Source organism: Orrella sp. JC864 (assembly GCF_037026685.1).
GTDB lineage: Bacteria > Pseudomonadota > Gammaproteobacteria > Burkholderiales > Burkholderiaceae_B > Orrella.
In genome coordinates, this window is record NZ_JBANET010000002.1 from 239803 (window position 1) to 263727 (window position 23925).

At 66.3% G+C, this 23925-nt stretch carries 27 protein-coding genes; 11 read left to right on the plus strand and 16 right to left on the minus strand.

Annotated elements, in window-relative coordinates; genetic code table 11:
- Positions 1 to 173: 173 nt before the first annotated feature.
- The 3 genes from V8Z80_RS02865 to V8Z80_RS02875 all read right to left on the minus strand — a co-directional run bounded on the left by V8Z80_RS02865 (position 174) and on the right by V8Z80_RS02875 (position 2369).
- Entirely contained in the window at positions 174 to 1034 is an 861-nt protein-coding gene (locus V8Z80_RS02865; protein WP_336060931.1) for an FRG domain-containing protein, read from the minus strand.
- A gap of 370 nt (positions 1035 to 1404) precedes the next feature.
- Entirely contained in the window at positions 1405 to 2058 is a 654-nt protein-coding gene (locus tag V8Z80_RS02870) for an integrase core domain-containing protein (RefSeq protein WP_336060932.1), read from the minus strand.
- Positions 2055 to 2369 carry a DUF1153 domain-containing protein gene (locus tag V8Z80_RS02875; protein ID WP_032955731.1) on the minus strand — a complete coding sequence of 105 codons (315 nt, stop codon included), beginning with the start codon at positions 2367 to 2369 and terminating at the stop codon, positions 2055 to 2057. Before V8Z80_RS02875 ends, V8Z80_RS02870 begins: the two co-directional genes overlap by 4 nt.
- 193 nt (positions 2370 to 2562) lie before the next feature.
- Between V8Z80_RS02875 and V8Z80_RS02880 the strand changes: the two genes are divergently transcribed.
- The 3 genes from V8Z80_RS02880 to fic all read left to right on the plus strand — a co-directional run bounded on the left by V8Z80_RS02880 (position 2563) and on the right by fic (position 4583).
- Entirely contained in the window at positions 2563 to 2841 is a 279-nt protein-coding gene (locus V8Z80_RS02880) for a CopG family ribbon-helix-helix protein (RefSeq protein WP_132963706.1), read from the plus strand.
- Entirely contained in the window at positions 2829 to 3119 is a 291-nt protein-coding gene (locus V8Z80_RS02885; RefSeq protein ID WP_336060933.1) for a type II toxin-antitoxin system RelE/ParE family toxin, read from the plus strand. Before V8Z80_RS02880 ends, V8Z80_RS02885 begins: the two co-directional genes overlap by 13 nt.
- A 345-nt stretch (positions 3120 to 3464) precedes the next feature.
- The gene (gene fic / locus V8Z80_RS02890) at positions 3465 to 4583 is read left to right on the plus strand and encodes a protein adenylyltransferase Fic (RefSeq protein WP_155196074.1); all 1119 of its coding nucleotides are present in this window, start codon (positions 3465 to 3467) and stop codon (positions 4581 to 4583) included.
- Between the two features lie 82 nt (positions 4584 to 4665).
- On the opposite strand, the gene V8Z80_RS02900 is transcribed toward fic, so the two are convergent.
- A complete protein-coding gene (locus V8Z80_RS02900) occupies positions 4666 to 5460 on the minus strand; it encodes a helix-turn-helix transcriptional regulator (protein WP_442951926.1) in 795 nt (264 codons plus the stop codon).
- A 107-nt stretch (positions 5461 to 5567) separates the two neighbouring features.
- Between V8Z80_RS02900 and V8Z80_RS02905 the strand changes: the two genes are divergently transcribed.
- Entirely contained in the window at positions 5568 to 7022 is a 1455-nt protein-coding gene (locus V8Z80_RS02905; RefSeq protein WP_336060935.1) for an MFS transporter, read from the plus strand.
- On the opposite strand, the gene V8Z80_RS02910 is transcribed toward V8Z80_RS02905, so the two are convergent.
- Positions 6947 to 7825: a helix-turn-helix transcriptional regulator gene (locus V8Z80_RS02910; protein WP_336060936.1), complete on the minus strand. Its 879-nt coding sequence runs from the start codon at positions 7823 to 7825 to the stop codon at positions 6947 to 6949. The genes V8Z80_RS02905 and V8Z80_RS02910 overlap by 76 nt on opposite strands.
- 214 nt (positions 7826 to 8039) lie before the next feature.
- Here V8Z80_RS02910 and V8Z80_RS02915 point away from each other — a divergent pair, with 214 nt between their 5' ends.
- On the plus strand, positions 8040 to 9482 hold the full coding sequence (locus tag V8Z80_RS02915) for an MFS transporter (protein WP_336060937.1): 1443 nt from the start codon (positions 8040 to 8042) through the stop codon (positions 9480 to 9482).
- A 43-nt stretch (positions 9483 to 9525) separates the two neighbouring features.
- On the opposite strand, the gene V8Z80_RS02920 is transcribed toward V8Z80_RS02915, so the two are convergent.
- Positions 9526 to 10080, minus strand: coding sequence for a PACE efflux transporter (locus V8Z80_RS02920; RefSeq protein WP_336060938.1), 555 nt, complete (start codon positions 10078 to 10080; stop codon positions 9526 to 9528).
- A 200-nt stretch (positions 10081 to 10280) separates the two neighbouring features.
- Here V8Z80_RS02920 and V8Z80_RS02925 point away from each other — a divergent pair, with 200 nt between their 5' ends.
- Positions 10281 to 11636: a DUF2254 domain-containing protein gene (locus V8Z80_RS02925; protein WP_336060939.1), complete on the plus strand. Its 1356-nt coding sequence runs from the start codon at positions 10281 to 10283 to the stop codon at positions 11634 to 11636.
- Here the strand turns inward: V8Z80_RS02925 and V8Z80_RS02930 are convergent.
- The 6 genes from V8Z80_RS02930 to V8Z80_RS02955 form a co-directional block, all read right to left on the minus strand.
- Positions 11593 to 12378, minus strand: coding sequence for an aminoglycoside adenylyltransferase family protein (locus tag V8Z80_RS02930; protein ID WP_336060940.1), 786 nt, complete (start codon positions 12376 to 12378; stop codon positions 11593 to 11595). The genes V8Z80_RS02925 and V8Z80_RS02930 overlap by 44 nt on opposite strands.
- Complete coding sequence (locus V8Z80_RS02935) at positions 12375 to 13274, minus strand: LysR family transcriptional regulator (RefSeq protein ID WP_336060941.1); 900 nt, start codon at positions 13272 to 13274, stop codon at positions 12375 to 12377. The genes V8Z80_RS02930 and V8Z80_RS02935 overlap by 4 nt, the downstream gene beginning before the upstream one ends.
- A gap of 53 nt (positions 13275 to 13327) precedes the next feature.
- Positions 13328 to 15394 carry an FAD-binding oxidoreductase gene (locus V8Z80_RS02940; protein ID WP_336060942.1) on the minus strand — a complete coding sequence of 689 codons (2067 nt, stop codon included), beginning with the start codon at positions 15392 to 15394 and terminating at the stop codon, positions 13328 to 13330.
- Between the two features lie 51 nt (positions 15395 to 15445).
- Positions 15446 to 16060: a glutathione S-transferase family protein gene (locus V8Z80_RS02945; RefSeq protein WP_336060943.1), complete on the minus strand. Its 615-nt coding sequence runs from the start codon at positions 16058 to 16060 to the stop codon at positions 15446 to 15448.
- A gap of 162 nt (positions 16061 to 16222) precedes the next feature.
- A complete protein-coding gene (locus tag V8Z80_RS02950) occupies positions 16223 to 16837 on the minus strand; it encodes a TetR/AcrR family transcriptional regulator (RefSeq protein WP_336060944.1) in 615 nt (204 codons plus the stop codon).
- Between the two features lie 15 nt (positions 16838 to 16852).
- On the minus strand, positions 16853 to 17455 hold the full coding sequence (locus tag V8Z80_RS02955; protein WP_336060945.1) for an NAD(P)H-dependent oxidoreductase: 603 nt from the start codon (positions 17453 to 17455) through the stop codon (positions 16853 to 16855).
- 134 nt (positions 17456 to 17589) lie between these two features.
- On the opposite strand from V8Z80_RS02955, the gene V8Z80_RS02960 reads away from it, so the two are divergent.
- Positions 17590 to 18285 (plus strand): class I SAM-dependent methyltransferase, encoded by a 696-nt coding sequence (locus V8Z80_RS02960; protein ID WP_336060946.1) that lies wholly within the window; start codon positions 17590 to 17592, stop codon positions 18283 to 18285.
- Here the strand turns inward: V8Z80_RS02960 and V8Z80_RS02965 are convergent.
- Positions 18271 to 18555, minus strand: a complete 285-nt coding sequence (locus tag V8Z80_RS02965; RefSeq protein WP_336061002.1) for a sensor histidine kinase — start codon at positions 18553 to 18555, stop codon at positions 18271 to 18273. The genes V8Z80_RS02960 and V8Z80_RS02965 overlap by 15 nt on opposite strands.
- Before the next feature lie 128 nt (positions 18556 to 18683).
- Between V8Z80_RS02965 and V8Z80_RS02970 the strand changes: the two genes are divergently transcribed.
- Genes V8Z80_RS02970 through V8Z80_RS02985 form a run of 4 tightly spaced genes read left to right on the plus strand, consistent with a single transcriptional unit; the run spans position 18684 to position 19882 of the window.
- Positions 18684 to 19013 carry an ArsR/SmtB family transcription factor gene (locus V8Z80_RS02970; protein WP_336060947.1) on the plus strand — a complete coding sequence of 110 codons (330 nt, stop codon included), beginning with the start codon at positions 18684 to 18686 and terminating at the stop codon, positions 19011 to 19013.
- 15 nt (positions 19014 to 19028) lie between these two features.
- Positions 19029 to 19292, plus strand: a complete 264-nt coding sequence (locus V8Z80_RS02975; protein ID WP_155196046.1) for a hypothetical protein — start codon at positions 19029 to 19031, stop codon at positions 19290 to 19292.
- Positions 19289 to 19618, plus strand: coding sequence for a DUF3817 domain-containing protein (locus V8Z80_RS02980; protein WP_336060948.1), 330 nt, complete (start codon positions 19289 to 19291; stop codon positions 19616 to 19618). Before V8Z80_RS02975 ends, V8Z80_RS02980 begins: the two co-directional genes overlap by 4 nt.
- 15 nt (positions 19619 to 19633) lie before the next feature.
- A complete protein-coding gene (locus V8Z80_RS02985) occupies positions 19634 to 19882 on the plus strand; it encodes a hypothetical protein (protein ID WP_155196044.1) in 249 nt (82 codons plus the stop codon).
- Here the strand turns inward: V8Z80_RS02985 and V8Z80_RS02990 are convergent.
- From V8Z80_RS02990 to kdpC, 3 genes are read right to left on the minus strand one after another with little or no spacing between them, the layout of a single operon-like run.
- Complete coding sequence (locus V8Z80_RS02990; RefSeq protein ID WP_336060949.1) at positions 19879 to 20631, minus strand: response regulator transcription factor; 753 nt, start codon at positions 20629 to 20631, stop codon at positions 19879 to 19881. The two genes, V8Z80_RS02985 and V8Z80_RS02990, sit on opposite strands and share 4 nt — an antisense overlap.
- Entirely contained in the window at positions 20621 to 23290 is a 2670-nt protein-coding gene (locus V8Z80_RS02995) for a sensor histidine kinase KdpD (RefSeq protein WP_336060950.1), read from the minus strand. The genes V8Z80_RS02990 and V8Z80_RS02995 overlap by 11 nt, the downstream gene beginning before the upstream one ends.
- The gene (gene kdpC / locus V8Z80_RS03000) at positions 23287 to 23916 is read right to left on the minus strand and encodes a potassium-transporting ATPase subunit KdpC (protein WP_336060951.1); all 630 of its coding nucleotides are present in this window, start codon (positions 23914 to 23916) and stop codon (positions 23287 to 23289) included. The genes V8Z80_RS02995 and kdpC overlap by 4 nt, the downstream gene beginning before the upstream one ends.
- Between the last annotated feature and the right edge of the window lie 9 nt (positions 23917 to 23925).

A 23925-nucleotide genomic window follows, 5' to 3' on the forward strand; every position in this document is an offset into this window, starting at 1 on the left:
ATGTTGGAATTTAATTTCAATAACTATGTCTTCCACATCATCAATGGTCTTTTTCATGGTACGTGGAGGGTGTACCAAGGGAAAAACGCCGGTACCATGCATTGGGACACAATTCCAACATGGTATCGAGACCCGCCTTAGCATTGACTTCGTTTTTCACGGCGCGCGATGGTTCAATCCATCACTTCTTGCTGTGTCCATTTCGTTCGAACGTCTTGCGCCACGTTATCCATGGTGGGCATGAGTGCAGATCGGGATATATTCTCACGGCGAAGAATCTCTATTAAGTCGGCTAAATGCTCATGTGCCAATCTAAGCTTCCTAAGTACCGTGATGGCCGGGTTGGCCTCAGAAACAAACTCCGCAATGCCAGGCCGTTTACCACCTGATTTCATAAAATAAATGCCAGACCTGCTAATGGTCGTGAACAGCCCAGCCTGAGCAGCTAAGAACGGGTTGTCGCGAGTAGATGGCCTGACGACTGCGATGGTGGGATCAAATCGTGGGGCGCCATTTGGTGCATTGGGGAAGCTGACTCCTTCGATAGAAACTCTCTGTGCATGGCTCTTGTGCAATGCCCAAACGACCAGATGTGCTCCAGCGTTTGCAACCCGCAATGGCTCAACGGCAAAGAATGCGGCGGCCATCGGATCTCGTGTCCAGTCAAGAAGACGCGTAGGTATCCCATGATGCTGTGCGAGAGCCAAGGCAGCCGGCAAATCTGAGAAGCGCAAGAATTCGTCGCCAAATATCGGATTGTGAGGATCCGCCAACCAATCTGGATTGGTAGTTGGATCCGGTCCGAGATTTGTCATCGGTACCGGCATTCCCAGTTCATCACACCTGCTGATGAAGTCCCACACTGGCAAATACTCGGCAGTGGTTTGGATTGTTAGGAGCCTACTAAGCTCGGCATCGCGTGGGCCAAATGCAGCGGAACCGGACCAGTAGTTGGGATGCCAAAACCAGTTGAGATTTTGCGTCGGCTGCACAGCGTCAAAGCGGCGCGTCGCTTCAGTAATACTGTTGTTCAAGATGGTATTCGACGGGCGCCAAGCCGAAGGTAATAACTGCCATTCCTCGTATGCGTGGCCCCGAAAAACCCACGGGCAAGATGCACCTTCCCACCAATGGGAATTGGATGGACGAAGAGCGTCAATAAATTCCTGAGCCGTTGCTGCCACCGCTACTTCGATGCCTCCAGAGGCATTTGTCCAATCAATAGCCAACTCAATTCTCTCCAATTTGACAGGTTTCCCATTCTTCGGCTACGGCAGGCGCCTGATGGGCAGCGTTGAGCTGCGATGTTAGAGAATGGAGCAATAGGTCGCTAAGGCTTTGGTCGTCTGAACCAGTCCTTGCCGAAATAGGATCTCTGTATTGACCCAGCAGAACCTGCTCAAGTTAAGCGGCTAATGCAAATGCCTCAGCCGGGGTCTTCATGCCAAGCGCCTGGTGCGGGCGTCGGCCGTTGTAGAAGCGTATCCAATCGCCGATCACGCGGCTGGCGTGTTGGATCGTCTCGAAGCGGTGCCGATGCACGCACTGTTCCTTGAGCGTGCGGATCACCCGTTCGATCATGCCGTTCTGCTGAGGGCAGTGCGGCGTGATGAACTCCTGGCGCAAGCCGTAGCTGCGCGAGGTAAAAACCAAGCCGATCACCAGCGCCAGCGTTGCCCAGCCGTCCCGTCTGGCCCACACGCGACACAGGTCCGTAGACCAACGTTCATTGGGCATCGTCGCTACCGATGGCAGAGCCTGGATGCGGGGCCTGAAGCCTATGGGCCGCTTGCGAACCTGCCAGCCCATCAGTTGGAACACGCGCTGCACGGTGTTCTTGTTGAACCCCAGCAGGTGCGCCACCGTCCGGTACCCGAACGACGGCGATTCCTCGATCATCGCCTTGATCGGCACGGCGAACTTGGGATCAACCTTGGGCGCGGACTTCACCGGCTTGTAGTACACCGTGCGGCGCGGCACGCCGAACCAGCGGCACAGCTTGGCGATCGAGACGGTGATGCCGTCGGCTTGCAGTCCCTGGCGGATCGTCTCGATCACTTCTCGTCCTCGCCCAGCAGGGACTGCAATTTTTTTCTGGCTCGCAGCTCCAGCATCGCTTCGCCATAGGCCTCTTGCAGGTCCTTGAGCTGGCGTTCGTACTGTTCGCGCACGTCCTGCGGATTGGCGCGCAGGGCGTTCTCCATGCCCCGCTTGCCGTCATCGACCCACTGCTCGACTTCCGAGGGCGACAGGTCGTACTGACGGCTCGCCTCGGCCACGGTGGTCTTGCCCTGAATAATGTCCAGCACCAGCGCACTCTTGCGCTTGGCCGTCCAGCGTTTGATGTCTTCTTCCATCTTCGTGCTCAACGTCGTTTCCTCGATTATGACGTGAGCAGGATTTCACTGGGTCAATACAGATCCGGGCGCTGCTCGATGCTGGAAACGTGGTCCTCTGTCGAAACATGGGGAAGCCACGCATCTCCTAACCTAAAAGGGATGGACGACAGGGCAGGGGAAGGCTATAGTAGCGTGAGGTATTACCTTTTGCTACGGAGGCCACATGGCTACGGCAACATCCATCAAGCTCGATGACGAACTGAAAGGGCGCGTCCAGCACCTGGCCGAAGCCCGCCGCCGCACGTCGCACTGGATCATGCGAGAAGCCATCGCGCAGTACGTCGAGCGCGAGGAAAAGCGCGAAGCGTTCAAACAGGATGCGCTCCGTGCCTGGGAAGACTATCAGCGCACCGGCCTGCATCTGACACTTGAGGAAGCCGACGCCTGGCTGGCGAAGCTGGAAGCCGGCGAGGATGCGGAGTTGCCTAAGTGCCACGTCTGACCTGGACGCCGCCGGCACTGGCTGATGTACAGCGGCTCTACCGCTTCCTTGCGCCCAAGGATGCCGACGCGGCGCAACGCGCGGTGAAGGCGATCCGGGCCGGGGTCAAGATTCTGGCCCATCAGCCACACATCGGTCGGCCGGTCGAGGACATGGAACCTGAGTTTCGGGAATGGCGGATCGACTTCAGCAACAGCGGCTATGTCGCCCTCTATCGTTTCGACGGGGAGAACATCGTCATTCTTGCCGTTCGGCACCAGAAAGAGGCGGGCTACTGATGGGCAGGAAAGAAACCGCGAAAGCAATAGCCGATGCCAGGGCCCGGCCGCGTGACACCGTTTGACCCGGCGAAATGACGGAACGCCGGCTGGCCGATGCCCGCATGGCCGACAGCACCCGGGCGATGCGCAAGCACATCCCGACCTTGGCTACTCGCTTTCATGGGAGCGCTCATGATGTTCTTGAAAGCGTAAATTGGCGCCATGTCGAGAGGCTCATGTCGTCAAGAACGACATGAACTCCGTACGTGTCGCAATTTTGTGGAAATAAGAACATGAGCCGTTGACGTGTCGCCAGCAGCGACGTAAGCTGGGAACGTGTCGTCAAAATGGCATTTTTACATCATGAGTGATGTTGCACTTGCCTGGCATCCGGAGCGTCCCCACAACCAGCTCCCGGCGTTGCCACCTGCGCAGGAGTTGGAGACCCGGCCCGTGCTCAAGGCCTGCATCGAGGCCCGTGCCGCGTTGGCCGAACTCAAGCAGGCGGCCGAGCTGATTCCCAACCAGGCGATGCTGATCAACACCATTCCGTTGCTGGAGGCCAAAGACAGCTCGGAAATCGAGAACATCGTTACGACGACCGACCAACTGTTCCAGTACGCGCAGGGCCACGGCAACGCCGATCCCGCCACCAAGGAGGCGCTGCGTTACCGCACCGCGCTGCACCAAGGCTTTCAGTCGCTCAAGATCCGGCCGTTGTGTACTGCCACCGCCGTGGATGTCTGTCGCACCCTCAAAGGAGTGGACATGGACATCCGCCGCACCCCGGGGACTCAGCTCGCCAACGATCGCACGGGGGACGTGGTCTACACCCCGCCCGAAGGCGAGGCCCGCTTGCGTGACATGCTGGCCAACTGGGAGCGCTTCCTGCACAACGAGGTCGACCTGGATCCGCTGATCCGCATGGCCGTGGGCCACTACCAGTTCGAGGCCATACACCCATTCACCGATGGTAACGGCCGTACCGGCCGCGTGCTCAACATCCTCTACCTCATCCAGGAAGAGCTGCTGAATCTGCCAATCCTGTATCTCAGTCGCCATGTGATTGCCCACAAGGCCGACTACTACCGCCTGCTGCTCAGTGTGACGCGAGATGGCGCCTGGGAGCCCTGGCTGCTGTTCATGCTGCAGGCCGTCGCCGACACGTCCAAATGGACCACAGGGAAGATCGCTGCCATCCGCGGGCTGGCCGAACACACCACCGAGTACGTGCGCACACGCCTGCCCAAGATCTACACCCGCGAATTGGTGGATGTCATCTTTGAACAGCCCTATTGCCGCATCGGCAACCTGGTGGACAAAGGGATTGCCCAACGCCAGGCCGCCTCGCGCTACCTGCACGACTTGGCCAGCCTGGGTGTGCTGCGCGAAATGCCGGTTGGCAAGGAAAAGCTCTTCATACATCCCAGGCTGATGCAATTGATCAGCCGGGACACCAACGACTTCCAGCCTTACGCCTGAAAGTGCCGGGAATCAGCAGGGCTTGGACGACAACGAGCGGCGCTTTCTGCTGTCATTGGCTGCCGGTACGCCGCAGTGGTCGCTATTGGGCATCGCACACCTCGAACAGCTGCCGGGCATACACCACCAGCCGCAGATGCCGGTCTTCGTCCACCGTCAACGAGGTGTGCTCGAACGGCTCGGCTTGGCCGTCAACGACCAGCTTGCGCACGCCGTTGCAGGCCGCATGGACATCGTGCTGCCGCCACCAGGCCTTGAACTCCGGCGAGACCCGTTCCAACTCGTCCACCAGCTGGTGAATGTCGGCGTCCTGCGCGGCGCGGGCGAAGTCGCGGCGAAAGCTCGACAGCATCAGCGGGGCTTGTTCGTCCCAGGCGTCCACGCGTTCATGCAACAACGGATCGGTGAACAGTAGCCAGAGCAGGTTGCGCCGCTCGGGCGCGTGCTTGCCAAAACCGAAAAGCGCGTCCGCCGGCGCGTTGAAGCCCAGCACATCCCAGCGCAGGTTGAGCACGAAGGCCGGGTGCGGCAGGTCGTGCATCAGGCGCCGCACCAGCGGCGGCAGCACGCACCAGGTCTTGCCCGGTTCGGCGGGCGGGCGTTCGTGGGCCAGAAGGAACAGGTGGCGGCGCTCGGCGGCATCCAGTTTCAGCACCCGCGCCAGGTTGTCCAGGAAGGTGGCCGACACGCCGATGTTGCGCCCTTGTTCCAGCCAGGTGTACCAGGTCAGGCCAACGCCGGCGAGCGCAGCCACTTCCTCGCGCCGAAGCCCCGGCGTGCGGCGGCGGCCGCCGCTGGGCAAACCCACGTCGGCAGGTGAAAGACGCTCGCGGTGCGCCCGCAGGAAGGCCGCCAGGTCGGAGCGGGTTCGTTCCATGGTCCGCATGGCTTATCTCGTTGTTTTTAGTAATAGCATAAATGGTTAAATTGTAATTGTTTAAAGAGGGTTTGAGAATGCTTGCGTCTTTACCGTGGATACGCAAGATGAACTCGAATTCCTGCTTTCCGGCGCCGCTGGTGCGCGCCGTCAATGGCCCGCCGTGGCTCGGCTTGTCCGTGTTGCTGCTGGCCGGTTTTGTCACGATCTTCGACCTGTTCGTGGTCAATGTCGCCATTCCCAGCATGCAGGCCGGGCTGGACGCGAGCTTTGCCCAGATCGGTTTCATCGTGGCCGGCTACGAACTGGCTTTTGGTGTCCTGCTCATTACCGGCGGACGGCTGGGCGATTTGTTCGGCCGCTGTCGGATGTTCATCGTCGGCATGGCGGGCTTTACCGCGGCTTCGGCCTTGTGCGGGCTGGCGCCGGGCGCGGGCTTGCTGATCGGTGCCCGGGTGTTGCAAGGGCTGGCGGCGGCCTTGCTGTTCCCCCAGGTCTATGCGTCGATCCGCGTCAACTTCGATGGCCAGGACAGCCGCCGCGCCTTCGGCCTGCTGGGGATGGTGCTGGGCCTGGCTGCCATCGCCGGGCAGGTGCTGGGCGGCTGGCTGGTGCATGCCGACCTGTTCGGGCTGGGCTGGCGCAGCATTTTCCTGATCAATGTGCCTATCGGGCTGTTTGCGATCGCGGCGGCGCGCTATATCCCCGAATCCCGCGCGTCGCAGCGCCCGGCACTGGACTGGACGGGCGTGGGACTGGTCAGCGCCGGGCTGGCGCTGCTGCTGGTGCCGCTGATCGAGGGACCGGGGCAAGGCTGGCCGGCTTGGAGCCTATGGTCGCTGGCCGTGGCGGTGGTGCTGCTTGCGCTGTTCCATCGGCAGCAGGAGCGCCAGCGCATGGCCGGCGGATGGCCGTTGGTGGACATGCGGCTGCTGGCGCAGCGCCGTTTCGCGCTCGGGGCGATGCTGGTGCTGCTGGTCTATTCCACGTCCAGTTCTTTCTTCTTGTGCTTTGCCTTGCTGGTGCAGACAGGGCTGGGCCTTGACCCTTTCATGGCGGGCAGCCTCTTCGCGCCATGCAGCGTGGGTTTCGTTCTGGCATCGCTGGCAGCGCCGCGGCTGGTGGCGCGCTGGGGCACGCGCGCCATTGTGTGGGGTTCACTGGTCTATGCGGTTTCCATCGGGCTGCTGATCGCGCAAGTACAGGCGGCGGGCCCGGAGCTGGCGCCCACGCGGCTGATCCCTGTTCTGGTGGTGGTCGGTGCCGGGCAGGGGTTGATCATGACACCGCTGCTGAATCTGGTGCTGGGCTTTGTCGATGAAGCACAGGCCGGCATGGCGTCAGGCGTCATTTCCACCGTGCAGCAGGTGGGTGCGGCGCTGGGCGTGGCGGCGGTCGGCCTCCTGTTCAGCACGGCACTGGCCGCTGTCGATGGCGCGGCAGCGCAAGCGGGTCAGTACGTCACAGCCTTCGTGGCGGGAATGCTTTACAACCTGGGCGCGGCCCTGCTGGCCTGCGTACTGTTGCTGATGCTGGCAAGAACGCAGCGCTTGGCCGACTGACGCGGGAAGGCGAAGTACACCACCATCCTCAAGTGCCGGTGCTCGTCCACCACCAGGGTTTCGTGATGAAAATCCTGCTGTTGCCCCTGGGCATTGAGTATTGAACGGATGCCACGCTGGGCGACCGCATTGCCTGGCGTGTCCCACTCGCGGCGAAAGCCGGGGGATAGCGCCTTCATCTCCTCGATCAACGCCAACATGGCGGGGTCTTGCGGGGCGACGGCAGCGTCATAACGAAACTGCGCCAGCAATCGAGGCGCATCGTCGCGCCAGGCGCATAGACGCCGTCGCATCACGGGGTCGGCGAACGTCATGCGCAGCAGGTTGCGGTCTTGCCGCGACTTGGCCTGCAGTTCAAGCAGCGCATCCGCCGCCGCATTCCATGCCACTACATCCCAGTGCAGGTTTTGCACATAGGCGGGCCTGGGGAGCTCATCGAGCAGTTGCTGGATGCGGGGAGTCACCGATTCCCATTGATACGCTTCGGGCGGCGGCGGGCGCCTGTGTGCCAGGAGAAACAGATGACTGCATTGGGCATCGTCGAGTTTGAGCGCGTAGGCCACGCGCAATAGGAACTGCTCTGACACCTTGACGTCGCGGCCCTGCTCGAACCAGGTATACCAGGTCAGCCCCACCCCCGCCAGGGCGGCTACCTCTTCCCGGCGTAGTCCGGGCGTGCGCCGTCGTGCGGTCGCAGGTAAGCCGACATCGGCCGGAGTCAGCTTCTTGCGGTGGCGAATCAGAAACTCGGACAGCTCGTGTCGCGTGCGGCTGAGGCTGCGTTCTCGCCTTGCTGTTGTCATTGATAATAGGATAGATGCTTAGATTGTCATGTGACTATATTGCGGGGACGATGCGGTTTTCGCAAACGAATAGCGCGAGGATCAGCCGCCCATGACACACCTGCAAGCCCCTGGGGCTTCTGTCCCTATCCCCCCGGCAACAAGTCAAAAAGAAATCGGGCGCGCTGGACCCCGCGCCTGGGCCGGGCTTGCCCTTCTGTCTTTGCCGACAGTCATGCTCGGCTTGGATCTGACGCTGCTGCATCTGACCCTGCCGGCACTGGCTGCCGACCTGCGGCCCACCAGTTCGCAGGCGCTGTGGATCATGGACGCCTACGGCTTTCTGATCGCGGGCTTTCTCATCACGATGGGAACGCTGGGCGACCGGATTGGCCGTCGCAAACTGCTGCTGATCGGTTCGGCCGCGTTTGCCGCAGCTTCTGTGCTTGCCGCTTTCTCGACCAGCGCCAACATGCTGATCGCGGCACGGGCGGCGCTCGGTGTGGCCGGCGCCACACTGATGCCGTCCACGCTGGCGCTGATCAGCAATCTATTCACCGACCCGCGCCAGCGGGCGCTTGGCATCGGCATCTGGGCAACGATGTGGGGAATCGGCTATGCGTTGGGGCCGGTGGTAGGCGGACTGCTGCTGGAGTGGTTCTGGTGGGGGGCTGCGTTCCTGATAGCCGTTCCTGTGGTGATCCTGCTGCTGTTGCTCGCGCCATTGTTGTTGCCCGAATACCGCGCGCCAGAGGCCGGGCGGCTGGATTTGCCCAGCGTATTGCTGTCGCTGGCTGCCATGTTGCCGTTCGTCTATGGCATCAAGCAGATCGCCAAATCCAGTCTCGGGCTTGACGTCATCGCTTCCATCCTGTTCGGCATGCTGTCCGCCTGGATATTCATCAGGCGTCAGCGGCGCTTGGCCGATCCCTTGCTGGATCCGAGCCTGTTCTCCAACCGGGCATTCTCGGTTGCGCTGATCGTGCTGTTGTTCGGCCTTGTTGCGGTAGGCGGCACGATGCTGTTGGTCGCCCAGTACCTGCAGTTGGTGGCGGGCCATTCTCCTGCAAGCGCGGGATTGTGGATGGGCCTGGCGGCCTTGGCCATGATCATTGGCGGCACGGGTGCGCCGCTTGTGGCCCGGGTTATCCGGCCCGGGTTCGTTGTCGCGGGTTCATTGGCGTTGTCGGTGGCGGGCTACCTGATGCTGACGCAGACGACGCCCGACCCGCAAGGCGTGACGTTGGCCGTTGCCGCACTGGCCTTGGCTTATCTGGGCAATGGCACTATCGCGGCGTTGGGAACCGATCTGGCGGTCGGCTCTGCCCCCGCGGAAAAAGCAGGATCGGCCTCGGCAATGACCGAGATGGTGCAGGACTTGGGCATTTCCTTGGGCATCGCTTTGCTAGGGAGCATTGCCAGTGCGGTGTATCGCCGCTCGATGTCGAGCCATTTGCCCAGCGACCTGGAAGCGGGCACGCGCCAAGCCGTCATTGACAGTTTGTGGGCGGCCTCTTCACTCGCGCCGGAGCTGCCGGTTGGCGTGATGACGCAGGCTCAGGCGGCGTTCGTGGCAGGACTACATGGCGCCGCCTTTTTCAGCGCGGCAAGTGTTGCTGTGTTGACCGTGCTATCGGCCGTGGCGTTGCGCCATGTTGGCTCGGTCACGCCAAGATAAGGGGCGTGACCGGGCGTAACGACGTCATCTGCGCTGTTTCCCGCTACATCGCGGGCGTGCCCGATCCGGGCCGGATCGCACCGGCGTGGCCGGTGGGCAATTGAACAATGGCGTCGAAGATCCATGTGAACAGGAAGGTGTAGGCCAGGAAGAATAGGAGGATTGCCGCCTCCATCTTCATGGCCTCCCACAGTCCTACCCCATACCAGGACATATAGAGCGGTATGATCAACAGACACAAGCCCGTTTCGAAGCCGAACGCGTGTGCGGCTCGGATCCGCACTGTTCGTCCTGGTGCTTTGCGGCGCCGCTCCCAAGCCTCAAAAAGCAAGTTGTACGTGTAGTTCCACGCCACTGCGATCACCGATACGGCTACCGCAACGGGAAGCGAGCCTTTTGCGTCGCCTCCGGCCAACGACACCAGCAAAGCCGTCGACAGCGCGATCGCGAAGAGTTCGAAAGTCAGCACATAGACGATGCGCCGAGTGAGCGGTTTCAGAGAGATCATTTCCTCGACTCCACGGGCCTGCACGGCCCTTGCTTGAAGAGCCGGTCCGTCCCGGTCGTTTTTGGAAACGCTGGCGCTGGGAAACGCCATGCGTGGCTACGGTTTCTGCCAGCGCGAGGCGGATTATACGGGCTGCAATGGGGGCATCAAGCAAGGCGCGTCCGGACGAAGTCGGATGCCGGTATGATTCAGGCAGTACGTTGGCCGGCAGGGCGCCGTGGCGGCCCCGGACCTTGGTTCCGTCTCGCTGGTCCGGTGGATCGGCAAGCAGTCTCCTGAGGAGATGCAGCATGGACCGGCTTCGCAATTCCCTCTCGCTGTTGCGCAGGCAGCTGTGGACCTTGCCCATCATGTGCGCGGCAGGCGGCATTGTCCTTGCCTTCGTGTTGCTCAACTATGGACAGCGGATCGTTCCGGCGGGCAACATCTGGTGGCTGTTCAGCGGCGATGCTGGCGCGGCGCGAGACTTGCTCGGCAGCCTGCTTTCCGGGCTGATGACGATGATTTCGCTCGTCATTTCGGTCACCTTCGTAATTCTGACGCTTGCCGCGAACCAACTGGGGCCGCGGCTCATCTCCATCTTCATGGCCGATCGGCAGATACAGGCGGTCCTGGGCCTTTTCATCGGGACGATCATTTACGTCATCCTGGTGCTCAGGACGCTGGACGATACGCTCGGCGCACAGGGCGTGCCGCATCTTGCCGTCACGGCGGCAAGTGTCCTGACGATACTTTGCCTGCTGGCGCTTCTCTTCTACGTCCACAAGGTCGCGCGCTCGATCATTGCGGACAATGTGGTGGAAGCGGTGTGGCAGGAGTTCCGAAAGACGCTGCGCGATATTCTTGCCAGCGGGCAAGGCCGGCAAGACCGTTCGGCCGCCTTCGATGGGCCGCACTGGCAGCTGGGTGTCGGCAAGGTGGGCTACGTGCAGGTGATCGACTACGACCGGCTGGTAACGCTCGCAGCCGAGGCGGGTGTGCGGATCGTCGTGAGGGTCCGAGCGGGACACTACGTCCTGCAGGACGGCAGACATCTGACGGTCTATGGTGAAACGCCGCCCTCTGACGAGCTGCGCCATCGTGTGCGCGCCGCTATCACGGTCGGACCGTTGCGCACGCCGGCCCAGGATCCCGAGCATGGCATCCGTCAACTGGTGGAGATTGCGACCCGGGCGCTTTCTCCCGGTATCAATGATTTCTTTACTGCGCTGGCTGTGATCGACAGGCTGGGCGCGGCGCTCGAATGTGTCTTCCAATGCGAACTGCAGCCGTGCGTATTGCGCGACGCTAGCGCAGAGCAAAGGGTGATCGCCGACCGCAGCGATATCGACGGCATCATGGGCGCCGCGTTCCATCCGATCAGGCAGGCCGGCGCTAACAATCCCGCGGTTTTGATACGCATGGCGGAAGTGATCGCGGATCTTTCCTGCGTGGCGCGAAAACCGGCGCACCGGCTGGCACTGGAGGATCACATCGAGCGGATTGCCGCGACCGTGGCGATTGCCGAACTGATCGAGCCAGACCGGCGGGATGTCGAGACGGCCCTGGCGCGCGCCAGGCGGACTCTGGATACCGCCGCCTTGCCCGCCGATTCCGAGACGATCATGAATACGCCTGCTGGACCTGCGCCTTGGCATAGCCGATGAAGGCCGCGACTTGCGGCAATCGATCGCCCAGGTCGTCGGGCGCCTGCCCCAGGTATGCCGCCCTGGCGGCCCGAAGCACGGGCCGATGCGGCGGCGGCAGCCGGCGCAGCACCCACGCCGCGGCGGCATCCTTGGACGCGATCCGGCCCGTGGACAAGCTGTACCAAATGCGCGCCAGCGTCAGGACGATGTTTCGCTCATCGCCCAGCCAGTCCGCCTCTTCGTTCCACAGATCCACCGTTTCGGCCAGCGCCCGGACCAGCCCGGCGGGCGGAACCGGATCAAAAAGCGCCGCGGCCGGCGCGCCGTGCAGGCAGACGCTGTGCTGCCTGGCCTGGGTAAGCAATATCGCCAGGTCGGCATCGGGCATCGCCGGCTCGACGCGTCCCTGCGACAGCTCCTCGCGCAGCCATTCGCCGAACTGCAGTTCGCGCATGGGCGCATAACGCCAGGGAACCACCTCGTCCTTGACGACGACCGTGACTTCCAGCGGACGCAGCGCCGGGGTCGGCGGCCAGGCCGAGACGGCGAGCAGGCTTTTCATCAGCCCGAGCCGCTGGCTCCCGCTCAAGGGGGCCTGCACCGTGGCCAGCAGGTCGATGTCGCTATGGGGCCGCAACCCCGCATCGACCGCCGAGCCGAACAAGTGCAGCGCAAGCAGCGACGTCCCCAGCTGCTCATGCAGCACGGCCTGGGCGGCCGATAACTGGTGCGAGATTTCCGCGGGCGGCGATGGTGTCATGGTTGTTGATTGAGCACGGCATTGGCGCGCAGGCGCGCGACCGCCAGGTCGACGAAGGCGCGGACCTTGGCGGGCGCGCGGCGGCCCTCCGGATAGAGCACGTGGATGGGCAGCGGCGGCTCTTCATGGTCTTGCAGCGCGATCTGCAGTTCGCCTTCGAGCAGCGCCGGGCCGATCTGGTAGTGCAGCACCCTGGTCAATCCCCAGCCGGCGCGCGCGGCCGCGATCACCGCTTCGTTGGTATTGCATCGGAGGGTGGGCTGCACGGCCACCCGCTGGTTGCGGGCAAAGCGCCATTCGGACGCGGCCCAGGCGCCGGTGGGCGCGGCGATGCGGTGGTCCTTGAGGTCGGCCGGCGTGGCCGGGACGCCGTGATGCGCGAAATACCCCGGCGAGCCGCACACCACGTGGCGGACCGCGCCGACCTGGATGGCCGTAAAGCCCGAATCGGGCAGGTGGCCGATGCGCACGGCAACGTCGATGCCTTCCTCGACGATGTTGACCGGCCGGTCGATGAAGAAGGTGCTGGCGCGCATGGCCGGGAAGGCGTCCAGGTATTCGGTGACGATGGGCAGCACGTACATCTGCCCGAACAGCGTGGAGGCCGTCACGGACAGCAGGCCCGACGGCGTGGCATACGAGCCGGCGGCGGCGGCCTCGGCGTCGGCGATTTCCGCCAGGATCCTGCGGCAGTCGTCGAAATAGCGCGCGCCCGCCTCGGTCATCCTGACCGAGCGGGTGGTGCGCACGAACAGGCGCGCGCCGATCTGCCGTTCCAGGGCGGCCACCGCCCGGGTGACGGCCGGCGCGCTCATGTGCAGCTGGCGCGCGGCCTTGGCAAAGCTCTGCGTTTCGCCGACCCTTACAAAAATCCGCATTGCCTGCCAACGATCCATGGATTCCCCGCTTCCGGCACCGCCAAGGCCTCTACTATATTTCGCGGCAAGCGCTATAGCGCCAGCCGGATGCGGGCCGCGCTGTCGCCGGCCGGCCCCAGGGCCGGAACCGCGCAGCACAGCAGCACCTGGCCTTGCGGCGGCATGGCGGCCGGCGCCTTGGCGTAGGCGACGGCGCCTTCGAGCAGGCCGGTGCTGCACGTGCCGCAGGTGCCCGCGCGGCAGCCGAACCCGGGGGCCAGTCCGCTTTGTTCCGCGAGCGCCAGCAGCGTGCCGGCTTGCGGCGTCCATTGCGCCTGCCGGCCCGCCTGGGCGAAGACGACCTGCACCGGCCCGGTGGCGGCTGCCGGCGGGGCGGGCGCGGCGGGGGCGGTGTCAGGCCTGCGTTGCAGGGACGAGGGGCCGAAGGCTTCGGCATGGATCCTGGCGTCGGTGACGCCGTAGTCGCGCAAGCCGTCGTAGATCGACTGCGTGAAGGGGGCCGGGCCGCACAGGTAGAAGTCGTAGTCGCCAAAGGGCAGGAAGCGGCCCAGCAAGGCCATGTCGATGCGGTCCGCCGCGTCGTAGTCGATGCCTGCGCGGGCATCGCGGACATCGCCGAGCACCCGGATGCGCTTGAGCGCGCCGCCGGCAGCGGCCACCAGGCCGTCCAGCTCCTGGTCGAAGGCCCGTTCCTGCCTGGTGCGCGCCGCATGAAAAAGCATGGCCGGGCGCATGCGCTGGGTGCGCAGCCCTTCGTGGACCAGGTGGCGCAGCATGGACAGCAGCGGCGTGATCCCGACCCCGCCGGCCAGCAGCACGGCCGTGCGCCTTGTTCCGGCGTCGATGACGAAGCGGCCGGCGGGCGCGCGCGCCAGTATCGCGTCATTGACGCGCAGCCCGTGCAGGTATTGCGACACCCGCCCGTCGCGCTTGACGCTGATGCGATAGCTGCCGTCCGAAGGCGCGCTCGATAGCGTGTAGGTCCGCACCAGGGGCCGGTCCGAGCCGGGGAGGGTGACGCGGATGGGCAGGTGCTGGCCGGCCTGGTAGGGTGCGAGCCCCGCGCCGTCGTCGGGCCGCAGATGCAGCGAGCGGATCGAGGCGCTTTCCTGGACGATACGCTCGACCTTGAACCTGCGCCAGTGCGAGGCGAGCCGGGCCGATTGCAGCCGCTCGGCGGCCTGCCGCCAGTCGCCCGTCATCAGCGCATGGGGCGATTGGCCGTCTGGCCGCGCGCGCCAGCGCAGCGCAAGGGCGCCGCGCCTGCGCACGGCCCGGTGCGTGCGGAAGGTCCACAGGCGCTCGGCGCCCTCGAACGCGGCGATTTCCGGCGATTCCAGGACGAGTTCGGCCTGGCCCGTCAGCTGCAGCATGTCGCCCGTGTCGAAGTCGACAAAGAGCAGGCCGGCCTTGCCGTTGAGCAGGATGTTGCCCAGCGTCGCGAAGAACAGGTTGCCGTTGAAGTCGGGGATGGTCAGCGTGCCGTCTTCGGCCACGCGCACGAAGCCCGGCTTGCCGCCGCGATACGAGACGTCCACCTGGCGGCGCTGCGGGCGGTCGGCATAGGAGGCGACAAAAAAGGCGTCCGCTTGCCCTATCATGGCCCGGGCCGCGGCATCGAGCGCGGGCATGTCTTCGGGCGCGCTTGCGCCGGCCTGTCCGGGCTCGCGCGCGAAAGCGGCGTCGCGCAGACGGATGTAGCGCGGGCAGTTGCCGAAGCTCTGGTCGACCTGCACGCCGAAGCCCTGCGGCCGGGCCAGCAGCGTGCCGTTCATGCGGTTGCGCCGGCGCGTGTGCATTTCGATGCCCAGCAGGCCGACGGCCGAGCCTGCGGCCATGCCTGCGCGCGCGGGGTCGGCGGGGGCAGGCCATGCAGCGATGTCGAGCATGGTGGGCGCAGGGGAGGAGATGAAACCCGGCCGGCCTTCGATGAAGGTGGCCCAGGCCTTGCCTTGCGCGTCCACGGCGCCCAGCACGATGAAGGGCAGCTGCGCGTAGAAGCCGCGATGCTGCTCGGGCATGTGGTCGCGCACGACCCGCTGGCCCACCGGCTCCATGCGCTGGGCAACACCCAGTCTTTCCTGGAGGATCTTTTCGCCTTCGTGCCAGGTCGGCAGCCTGGCCTGTCTTGCGTCCATGGTCTTTCCTTCGCGCAGGCGCGCGCCCTCAAGAGGCGAGCGGCCCGGGATTCATGCCCGCGTCAGGCCTGCCGGCGTCTGCGCGAAGGCAACGAAGCCCGGCAGCGCCTCGATCCGGCGCAGGAAGGCCTGGACCGCGGGATAGGGCGCAAGGTCGACATTGCCTTCGGGCGCCCGGGCGACATAGCTGTAGATCGCGATATCGGCGATGGTCGGGCCCGCGCCGGCCAGCCAGTCCTGGCTGCCCAGCCGCTGCTCGAGCCGGGCTAGCAGGACATGCGAGCGTTCGATCACTTCCTGGGGATCGAACCTGGCGCCGAACACGGTGACCAGCCTTGCCGCGCAAGGTCCGTAGGCCAGCTCGCCGGCCGCCACCGAGAGCCAGCGTTGCACCGCCGCGGCGCCGGCCGGATCTTCCGGCAGCCAGCTGCCGTCGGCGGCCTTCTTGGCCAGGTAGACAAGGATGGCGTTCGCGTCCGCGACGACGGTGCCGCCGTCCTCCAGGACGGGCACCTGCCCGAAGGGGTTGAGCGCCAGGAATTCGGGGCGCTTGTGGGCGCCCGCGGCGAGGTCGACCTCGACCAGTTCGTGCGGCAGGCCCAGCAGCGACAGGAAGAGGCGGGCACGGTGGGCATGGCCCGACAGTGGATGGTGATAGAGCTTCATCGTTCTGTTCCTCGGTGTGCGGCCGGGGCTATTCCCGATCCGTGCCGCCAGTTTGAGGCGCAAGGCTTGCGAGGAGAATCGGTGCGCTGGGCATTTCATCATTGCGGCAGGTGGAATAATCGTGCCGCGCCTGCCTGGCTGCCGCGTCCGGGCGCAGGCGGCTTATCGGGCGCCTGCGGACTTGCTGCGCCTGACCATGGCCAGGATGGTGTGCCGCAGTTCGTGGCGCGCCTGCGCTTCGGTGATGTTGCCGGCGGCGGCGGCCTCCGACAGCGCATCGGCCGCGCCCAGCATTGCCCACAGGCTGGCCGGGGACAGGCCTTGGGGCCCGGCATACGGCGCCAGGATGGCCGCGCATTTTTCGATGTAGGCCTGCTGGTATTGCCGTTTCACCGCCGACAGTTCGGGCGAGCCGCTAAGCGCGGCCAGCACGTCCTGGATTTCGCGTCCTTGCGTCAGCACGCAGTCGACATAGCTCGATGCGATGACACGCGCCTTTTCGGACAAGGTCGGCCTGGCCGCCTCGATGGCGGCGTCCATGAGCGCGGTCTGCCGCGCGTCGTAGTCCTGGTAGAGCGCGGCCAGCAGGCCGTTGCGCGAGCCGAAATGGTCGTACACCACCGGCTTGGTCACGCCCGCCGCCTCGGCCAGCCGCCCCAGCGTCAGCGCGTCCGTACCCGCCTGGCCGATCAGCGCCCATGACACATCCAGGAGCTGGCGCGTGCGCGCTTCGCGCGGCAGGCGGTGGCGTGTCGGGGGGTGGGCAGGCGAGGCCATGGCAGGGTCGTCGGTTCAGGGCTGGGGCCGGGAGTCGAACAGGCCGCGGCCGATGGCCTGCGCCGACTCGAGATGGGCGCCAGGGTACCCCGCATCCGAGGCCAGCAGCAAGTGCGAGCCCGTCACGCGCGCGCCGCAGTAGCCAAAGATGCCGTGGTCGATCTGCGTCTTCATCGCGCTCTCGTAGCCGTGCCGGTGCACCGTTGCCTGGTCGGCCCCGCCCAGGGCGACCAGGTGCACCTGAAGGCGCTGCAGCTTTTTCACCAGCTTGCCGTCCTCGTTGTCCTCGTAGGCCCAGCCCTGGGTGAACACCCGGTCGATCCAGCCCTTGAGCAGGGCGGGGAAGGACCACCAATAGACCGGATACACCAGCACGAGGGCGTCGGCGCGCGCCAGCCGCGCGTGCTCGGCGGCCACGTCGGCCGGCGGGGCGGCCTGTTTCAGGTGCAAGGCGATGTCGGCCTGGCCGAACCTGGGGTCGAAGCCCTCGGCCGACAGGTCCGCCAGCTCGAAGCTGTGCCGCGGCCCGCTTTCGGCGATGCCTGCGGCTACCCGGGCGGCGACGGCATGCGTGAGCGATAGACGGTCGGGATGGGCGATGACGATGAGCGCGTGCATGGTATTGCTCCGGTGGGTCGTTGACCTACTAAAGGTAACTTACCTTTGGTAGGTTTGCAATGCATGCCCGGAATCCCTTAGCCTTGGGCCCGCATCGCCTGCGAGCCCCCGCAGGCGGCATCACGGGAAACATCATGCGCAGCGAGCAAGTCAAGGCCATCTTCGATCAACAGGCGTCGAGCTACGACGAGCGCTGGGCGAAAACGGCACCTATCCGGGACGCCTTGCACCTGCACGTGGCGGCGGTATTTGCCGGCCTGCCTGCCGATGCCCGACTGCTTTGCGTGGGCGCGGGCACGGGCGAAGAAATCGCTTACCTGGCCAGCCGGAACCCGGGCTGGAGCTTCGCAGCGGTGGATCCTTCCGGCGCCATGCTGGAGGTTTGCCGCAAGAAGGCCGAAGAGGGCGGCTTTGCGCACCGCTGCCGCTTCTACGAGGGATACGTCGAGTCGCTGTCCGGCCAGGAGCCGTTCGATGCGGCGACCTGCTTTCTGGTCTCGCAGTTCATCCTGGATCCGCAGGCCCGCGCCGGCTTGTTCGGCGCCATCGCGGCCAGGCTTAAGCCGGGCGGCCTATTGGCCAGTTCGGACCTGGCGGCCGATACGGCCTTGCCCGAGTACGAAGCGCTGCTGGGCGTCTGGCTGGACATGATGCGGGCCGCCGGTATCCCGGCGAGCGGGCTCGAACAGATGCGCGCAGCCTACGCCAAGGACGTGGCGATACTGCCCCCCGGGCAGGTGGCCGGCATCATCCAGGCCGGCGGCTTCGGCGAGCCGGTGGCGTTCTATCAGGCGGGGCTGATCCGCGCCTGGTTTTCAAGACGCCTCTGAAGCGGCGGATATCGTCATCGACAAGCCGGGCGCCTCGTTGCGGGCGGACAGCGTCCAGCCGTGCGCCAGGGCGATCTCCTGGCAGATCGCCAAGCCCAGGCCGGCGCCCCGGTCGCGCCGGTGCGCGCCGCGCCAGAACCTGGAGAACATCAGGGACAGCTGTCCGGGCTCGACCCCCGGCCCCTGGTCGCGCACCCGGATGGCGTGCGGGCCGACTTCCACCCGGACCTGCGTGCCGGGCGGGGCGTGCTCGATGGCGTTTTCGACCAGATTCTTGCCTGCCGCAGGGTTTTTCTTCGGCTGCCGTCAACTAGTAATAAATAACTGACATGAGTCAATAAAAGTTGACTATTTGGCGGCGGGCCGATAGCATTTCCGGCATGCGACAGGAGCGGTTCTTGAACGAGGCCCAGGGCGAGCGATTGCTCGAGATGCTGGCTGCGCTGGCGAATCCGCATCGCCTGCGGATCGTCGCGGCCCTGCATGAAGGCGGGCGCGTCTACGTCAGCCAGCTGGCGCGCGAGCTGGGGATCAGCCGGCCGCTGCTGCATCTGCACCTGAAAAAGCTGCAGGAGGCCGGCCTGGTCACGAGCAGGCACGAGCTGTCCGCGGACGGCAAGGCCCTGAACTTCTTCGAAGCGGCCGCCTTCGACATCGCCCTGACTCCGGCGTCCATCGCCTCGGCCGCGCAGTCGCTGAACGCATCGCACAAAACGTCCAAGCCCTGAAAAGGAAAAACGAACATGGCTCAAAGCGGTTCCGCATTCTTGCTCGTCACGATTCTCATGCTGGCCACGGTGCTGGCCATCTTCGCGATGAAGTACTTCGTGTCGGCCCGCCAGGCCCGTCTGCGTCTGGCCGACGAGACAGCCTATCGCGAGCTTGCCGGGCAATCGGCCCGGGCGCTGCGCGAGCAGGCGCAATCGCTGGACGCGCTGCGCGAAGGCCTGGCCGAGGCCAACGCCCGGCTGGCGCGCGTGGAAAAGGTCCTCAAGGAGGTCGAATGATGCCCGCGGCCGGCCATGCCGAAGAAGTGGCGCGGCTGCGCCGCATGCGCCACGTCTCGCTGCTGGAGGGCACGACGCTTTTGCTGCTGGTGCTGGTCGCCGTGCCGCTCAAGCATTTGTGGGGCATGCCGCAGGCCACCGCCGTGATGGGACCGGTCCACGGCATGGCCTTTCTGCTTTATGTGTGGATGCTGGTGCAAACCGTAAGCGCGGGCGGCTGGCCGCGGAAGCAGGTCCTTTGCATGCTGGCCGCCGCCTTGGTGCCCTTCGGCGCCTTCGTCAACGAACGCGCGCTGGCGCGGCGCCAGAAGGCGCTGGCAGCCTAGCGGGCGGGGGCGGACATGGACTATCTCTGGCTCAAGTGCCTGCATATCGCGGCGGTGCTGGCCTGGGCCGGCGGCTTGCTGGCTGCCTTGCTGGCCCTGGCCGCCGCGGCCGGGGGCCAGGGCGGCCAGCTGTCTTCGGGCCGCCTGCGCCGGCTGGCCCATGCGCAGGAGGCGTCCTTGCCCGGGACTTTGCCTTACGCGCCCGCGGCGGCGCTGGGCCTGGTGTGCGCCGTGGTCGTGCTGGTGGTGCTCAAGCCGTTCTAGGCGGCCGGCCCGTCGCGGGACGGGCCGGCCGCTTCTTCGCCGCAGGCGGCCGGGGCAAAGCGCAGGCCGACGCCCGGCTCGGTCACGATCCAGCGCGGCTGCGCCGCGTCGTCGCCCAGCTTCTGGCGCAGCTTGCCGACCAGGACGCGCACGTAGTGCGTATCTTCGGTGTGGGTCGCGCCCCATATCTCCCGGAGTATGTGCGGCTGGGTGACGACACGTCCGCTGTGCCGCAGCAGCAGCGCCAGCAGCGCGTATTCCTTGCGTCCCAGCGCCAGCTGTTCTCCATGCAGGCGGACCTCGCGCCGCGCCAGGTCGATGCGCAGGCGCCCGTCGTCAAAGACGGCGGGCTCGGCAGCCTGCTCGCCGTGGCGGCGCAGCAGCGCGCGGATGCGCGCCATCAGCTCCTGCGTGCCGAACGGCTTGGTGACGTAATCGTTGGCGCCGGCGTCCAGCGCGGCCACTTTTTCGCTTTCGCCGGCGCGCACCGTCAACATGATGACCGGCACCCCGGACCAGCCGCGCAGCGCGCGCAGCACCTCGTGGCCGTCCATGTCGGGCAGGCCGATGTCCAGCACGACCAGGTCGGCGCGCTGGCTTGCCAGCAGCTCCAGGCCGGCCTTGCCGCTTGCGGCCAGCGCGACCTGGTAGCCCTGCGCCCGCAGGCTGATGTCCAGAAACCGGCGGATCTGCGGTTCATCGTCTATCACCACGATATGCGCGGCGGGCGGGAGATGTTCAGTCGGCATCCGGCGCTTTCGGCAAGGAAGAAGGGGCCAGCAACGCAAGCGTAACGCGGATCAGCGTGCCGCGCCCGTCCGGGCCCGGCAGGGCCTGCACGCTGCCGCCGTGCGCGCCCACCATGCCTTGCACGATGGCCAGCCCCAGGCCCGTGCCCTGGCCGCCCCGGTCGCCGCGCTCGACGCTGTAGAACATGTCGAAGATCCTGCGGCGCTCGGCCTCGGGAATGCCCGGGCCGCGGTCGAGCACGTCCAGCTGCAGCTGTCCGTCGGCCAGCCGCGCCGAGATGTCGATGGCCTGGCCGGGCGGCGAGAACTTGGCGGCGTTCTCCAGCACGTTGAACAGCGCCTGCTCGATCAGCGCCGGGTGCACCCATATCGGCGGCAGGTCCGGCGCCAGGTTCCATCGCAGCACCGCATCGGGCTGGTAGCGGCGCAGGCGGCTGGCGGCCGAGCCGACCAGCTCGTCCACCCCGATCCAGTCGCGGTTCAGCTTCAGGCCGGCATGGCCCAGCCGGGTCATGTCCAGCAGGTTCTGGATGTAGCGGTCCAGGCGGTCTCCTTCGAGCAGGATGGCGTCCAGCAGGCTGGCGCGGTCCTGTTCGCTCATTGCGTGGCCGTAGCTGGCCAGGCTGCTGGCCGATCCGACCATGGCGGCCAGCGGCGAGCGCAGGTCATGCGAAACCGAGGACAGCAGCGCCGAGCGCAGGCGCTCGGTTTCGGTGGCCACCCGGGCGCTTTGCAGGTCGGCCACCAGGCGGGTGCGCAGGCAGGCCTGGGCGATGTCCTCGGCCATCGCTTCGGCCAGGCGGCGCAGCGGCGTGCTCAGGCGCCCGGGGCCGGCGTCCAGCAGCAGTCCCATTACGCCGACGGTGTCCTGGCCGTCGCGCAAGGGCAGGAACCACCAGCTTGCCCCGGCCAGCGTGTCGGTATGGCGTCCGGCCGGCTGGCCATGCGCCAGCGTCCAGTCCGCCGCGGCCTGGTCGATCTGCGCCAGCGGCGCGCCGGTCGAGGCCTGCAGGGCCTGGTCCACGCGCAGCCAGGCTTGCGCGCCCAGGTAGCGCTCCAGCGCGGCGCAGCCCGACTTGAGCACCTGCTGCAGGTCGGCAGCCGCCGCGAGCTGCCGGCCCAGGCCTTGCAGCGCCGTGGCCTGGGTGTTGGCCGCGCGCAGCGCCAGCACCTGCATGCGCAGCTGCGAGGCCAGGCGGCCGGCGGCCAGCGCCGCAAGCAGGAACAGCATCACGGTGACCACGCCCTGGCGCGCGCCGATGAACAAGGTGTAGCGCGGCTCGATGAAGAACACGTTATAGGCCAGGAAGCACAGGACCGCGGCCAGCACGGCGGCGGCCATGCGGGTGCGCGAGGCCACCAGCACGACGGCGACGATGAACACCATCGAGAGGTCTTGCAGGCCCATCCAGCGTTCGGCCAGCCACGCCAGCGCCACCGACGCGGCCGTGGCGCCCAGGGCCAGCAGCGCCTCGCCGCGTCCCGGCTTGTGCGCCAGGCCCGGCGCGCGCCGGCGCGCGCGCGCCCTGGCCTGGGGCGCGCTGACGATCACCAGTTCGTAGTGCGCCCCGCGCTGCAGCAACTGCTGGGTCAGGGTGCGGTTGAGCATGCGCGCGAACGGCCTTTCGCGGGTGCGCCCCACGACGATGGTGGACACCCCGTCGCGGCCGGCGTGATCCAGCAAGGCATCGGCCACACGCGGGCCGTGCAGGATCTCGGTGTCCGCGCCCAGGCTGCGCGCCAGCGAGAAGGCGCGATCCAGCTCGGCCTGCCGTTGGGCATCGGGCGGGCCCCCGGCCTGCACGGTGACCACGCTCCAGGGGGCGTCCCGGCGCTCGGCGAGGCGGCGGCCGGTGCGCACCAGGTATTCGGATGCGCCCAGGCCGTCGATGGCGATCAGCACGCGCCGGCGCAGCGCGATGCCCGGCAGGCCCAGGGCGGCCTGCGTCTGGCGCAGGTCCTCGCCGATATGGTCGGCGGCGGTCTGCATGGCCAGCTCGCGCAGCGCCGCCAGGTTCGAGGGCGAGAAGAACGATTGCAAGGCGCGCTCGGCCTGCTCGGGCAGATAGACCTTGCCCTGGCGCAGCCGTTCTATCAGTTCGCGCGGCGGCAGGTCCACCAGGCGGATGTCGCGCAGCCGGTCCAATACCGCATCGGGCACGGTTTCGCTTACCCGCACGCCGGTAATGCGGTGCACGATGTCGTTCAGGCTTTCAAGGTGCTGGATGTTGACCGTGGTATAGACGTCGATACCGGCATCGAGCAGCTCGACCACATCCTGCCAGCGCCGCTCGTGGCGGCTTCCCGGCACGTTGCGGTGCGCCAGCTCGTCGACCAGCGCCACGCGCGGCGCACGGGCCAGCACGGCGTCGATGTCCATTTCCTCGAACAGGCGGCCGTGGTGGTCGATGCGCCTGCGCGGCACGACTTCCAGCCCGTCGAGCAAGGCCGCCGTCTCGCTGCGGCCGTGGGTCTCGACGATGCCGGCCACGGTATCGATGCCCTGGCGCTGCAGCTCGCGGCCGCGCGCGAGCATGGCATAGGTCTTGCCCACGCCCGGGGCCGCGCCCAGGAACACGGTCAGGCGGCCGCTGTCCTGGCGGCGCAGCCCGCTGGCCAGGGCATCGGCCTTCGCGTCGCGGCGCCCGCCCTCTGTCATGGACGGTGCGCGCCCGCTTGCGGCAGGGCGTCCAGCGCCAGGTTCAAGGCCAGCACGTTGACCCGCGGCTGCCCCAGCAAGCCCAGCTGCGGGCCTTCGATGTGGCGGGCAAGCACCGCCTCGATGCGTTCGGGCGCCAGCTGGCGGGCCCGGGCCACGCGGGCCAGCTGGATGCGCGCGGCCTGCGGGCTGATGTGCGGATCCAGGGCGCTGGCCGATTGCGTGAGCAGCTCTGGCGGCACGGCTTGCGGCGCGATCCCTTCCCGGGCCGCGGCCTGCGCCCGCGCCTGCGCGATGCGCTGGCGCAGGGCCGGGTTGCTGCGGGCCTGGTTGCTGCCGGCCAAGGCCATCGGGTCGTAATCCGAAGCCGAAGGGCGCGGATGGAAGTAGCGGTCCGCCGCGAAGGGCTGCGCCACCAGCAGCGAGCCCACGGCTTTGCCCTCGCGCCAGGCCATGCTGCCCTGGGCCTCGTGCGGGAACAGGGCGTGGCCCAGGCCGGTGGCCGCCAGCGAATAGCCCAGGCCGAACACCAGCAGCGTGACCGCCGCCAGGCCCAGGCTGGGCCGCAGCAGGCCGGCGCCAGGGCCACGCGTGCGCGCTGCCAGGGGGGAGTCGTCGGTGATCATGGAAATCTC

Bases quoted from the DNA above. Each gene is read 5' to 3' on its own strand.
- V8Z80_RS02995 (WP_336060950.1), bottom strand. From the start codon at position 23,290: ATGACAGAGGGCGGGCGCCGCGACGCGAAGGCCGATGCCCTGGCCAGC.
- V8Z80_RS02950 (WP_336060944.1), bottom strand. From the start codon at position 16,837: ATGGCCTCGCCTGCCCACCCCCCGACACGCCACCGCCTGCCGCGCGAA.
- V8Z80_RS02990 (WP_336060949.1), bottom strand. From the start codon at position 20,631: ATGCCGACTGAACATCTCCCGCCCGCCGCGCATATCGTGGTGATAGAC.
- V8Z80_RS02945 (WP_336060943.1), bottom strand. From the start codon at position 16,060: ATGAAGCTCTATCACCATCCACTGTCGGGCCATGCCCACCGTGCCCGC.
- V8Z80_RS02985 (WP_155196044.1), top strand. From the start codon at position 19,634: ATGGACTATCTCTGGCTCAAGTGCCTGCATATCGCGGCGGTGCTGGCC.
- V8Z80_RS02920 (WP_336060938.1), bottom strand. From the start codon at position 10,080: ATGGCGTTTCCCAGCGCCAGCGTTTCCAAAAACGACCGGGACGGACCG.
- V8Z80_RS02925 (WP_336060939.1), top strand. From the start codon at position 10,281: ATGGACCGGCTTCGCAATTCCCTCTCGCTGTTGCGCAGGCAGCTGTGG.
- V8Z80_RS02930 (WP_336060940.1), bottom strand. From the start codon at position 12,378: ATGACACCATCGCCGCCCGCGGAAATCTCGCACCAGTTATCGGCCGCC.
- V8Z80_RS02955 (WP_336060945.1), bottom strand. From the start codon at position 17,455: ATGCACGCGCTCATCGTCATCGCCCATCCCGACCGTCTATCGCTCACG.
- V8Z80_RS02975 (WP_155196046.1), top strand. From the start codon at position 19,029: ATGGCTCAAAGCGGTTCCGCATTCTTGCTCGTCACGATTCTCATGCTG.
- V8Z80_RS02900 (WP_442951926.1), bottom strand. From the start codon at position 5,460: ATGGAACGAACCCGCTCCGACCTGGCGGCCTTCCTGCGGGCGCACCGC.
- V8Z80_RS02960 (WP_336060946.1), top strand. From the start codon at position 17,590: ATGCGCAGCGAGCAAGTCAAGGCCATCTTCGATCAACAGGCGTCGAGC.
- V8Z80_RS02905 (WP_336060935.1), top strand. From the start codon at position 5,568: ATGAACTCGAATTCCTGCTTTCCGGCGCCGCTGGTGCGCGCCGTCAAT.
- V8Z80_RS02910 (WP_336060936.1), bottom strand. From the start codon at position 7,825: ATGACAACAGCAAGGCGAGAACGCAGCCTCAGCCGCACGCGACACGAG.
- kdpC (WP_336060951.1), bottom strand. From the start codon at position 23,916: ATGATCACCGACGACTCCCCCCTGGCAGCGCGCACGCGTGGCCCTGGC.
- V8Z80_RS02915 (WP_336060937.1), top strand. From the start codon at position 8,040: ATGCTCGGCTTGGATCTGACGCTGCTGCATCTGACCCTGCCGGCACTG.
- V8Z80_RS02880 (WP_132963706.1), top strand. From the start codon at position 2,563: ATGGCTACGGCAACATCCATCAAGCTCGATGACGAACTGAAAGGGCGC.
- V8Z80_RS02940 (WP_336060942.1), bottom strand. From the start codon at position 15,394: ATGGACGCAAGACAGGCCAGGCTGCCGACCTGGCACGAAGGCGAAAAG.
- V8Z80_RS02935 (WP_336060941.1), bottom strand. From the start codon at position 13,274: ATGGATCGTTGGCAGGCAATGCGGATTTTTGTAAGGGTCGGCGAAACG.
- V8Z80_RS02980 (WP_336060948.1), top strand. From the start codon at position 19,289: ATGATGCCCGCGGCCGGCCATGCCGAAGAAGTGGCGCGGCTGCGCCGC.
- fic (WP_155196074.1), top strand. From the start codon at position 3,465: ATGAGTGATGTTGCACTTGCCTGGCATCCGGAGCGTCCCCACAACCAG.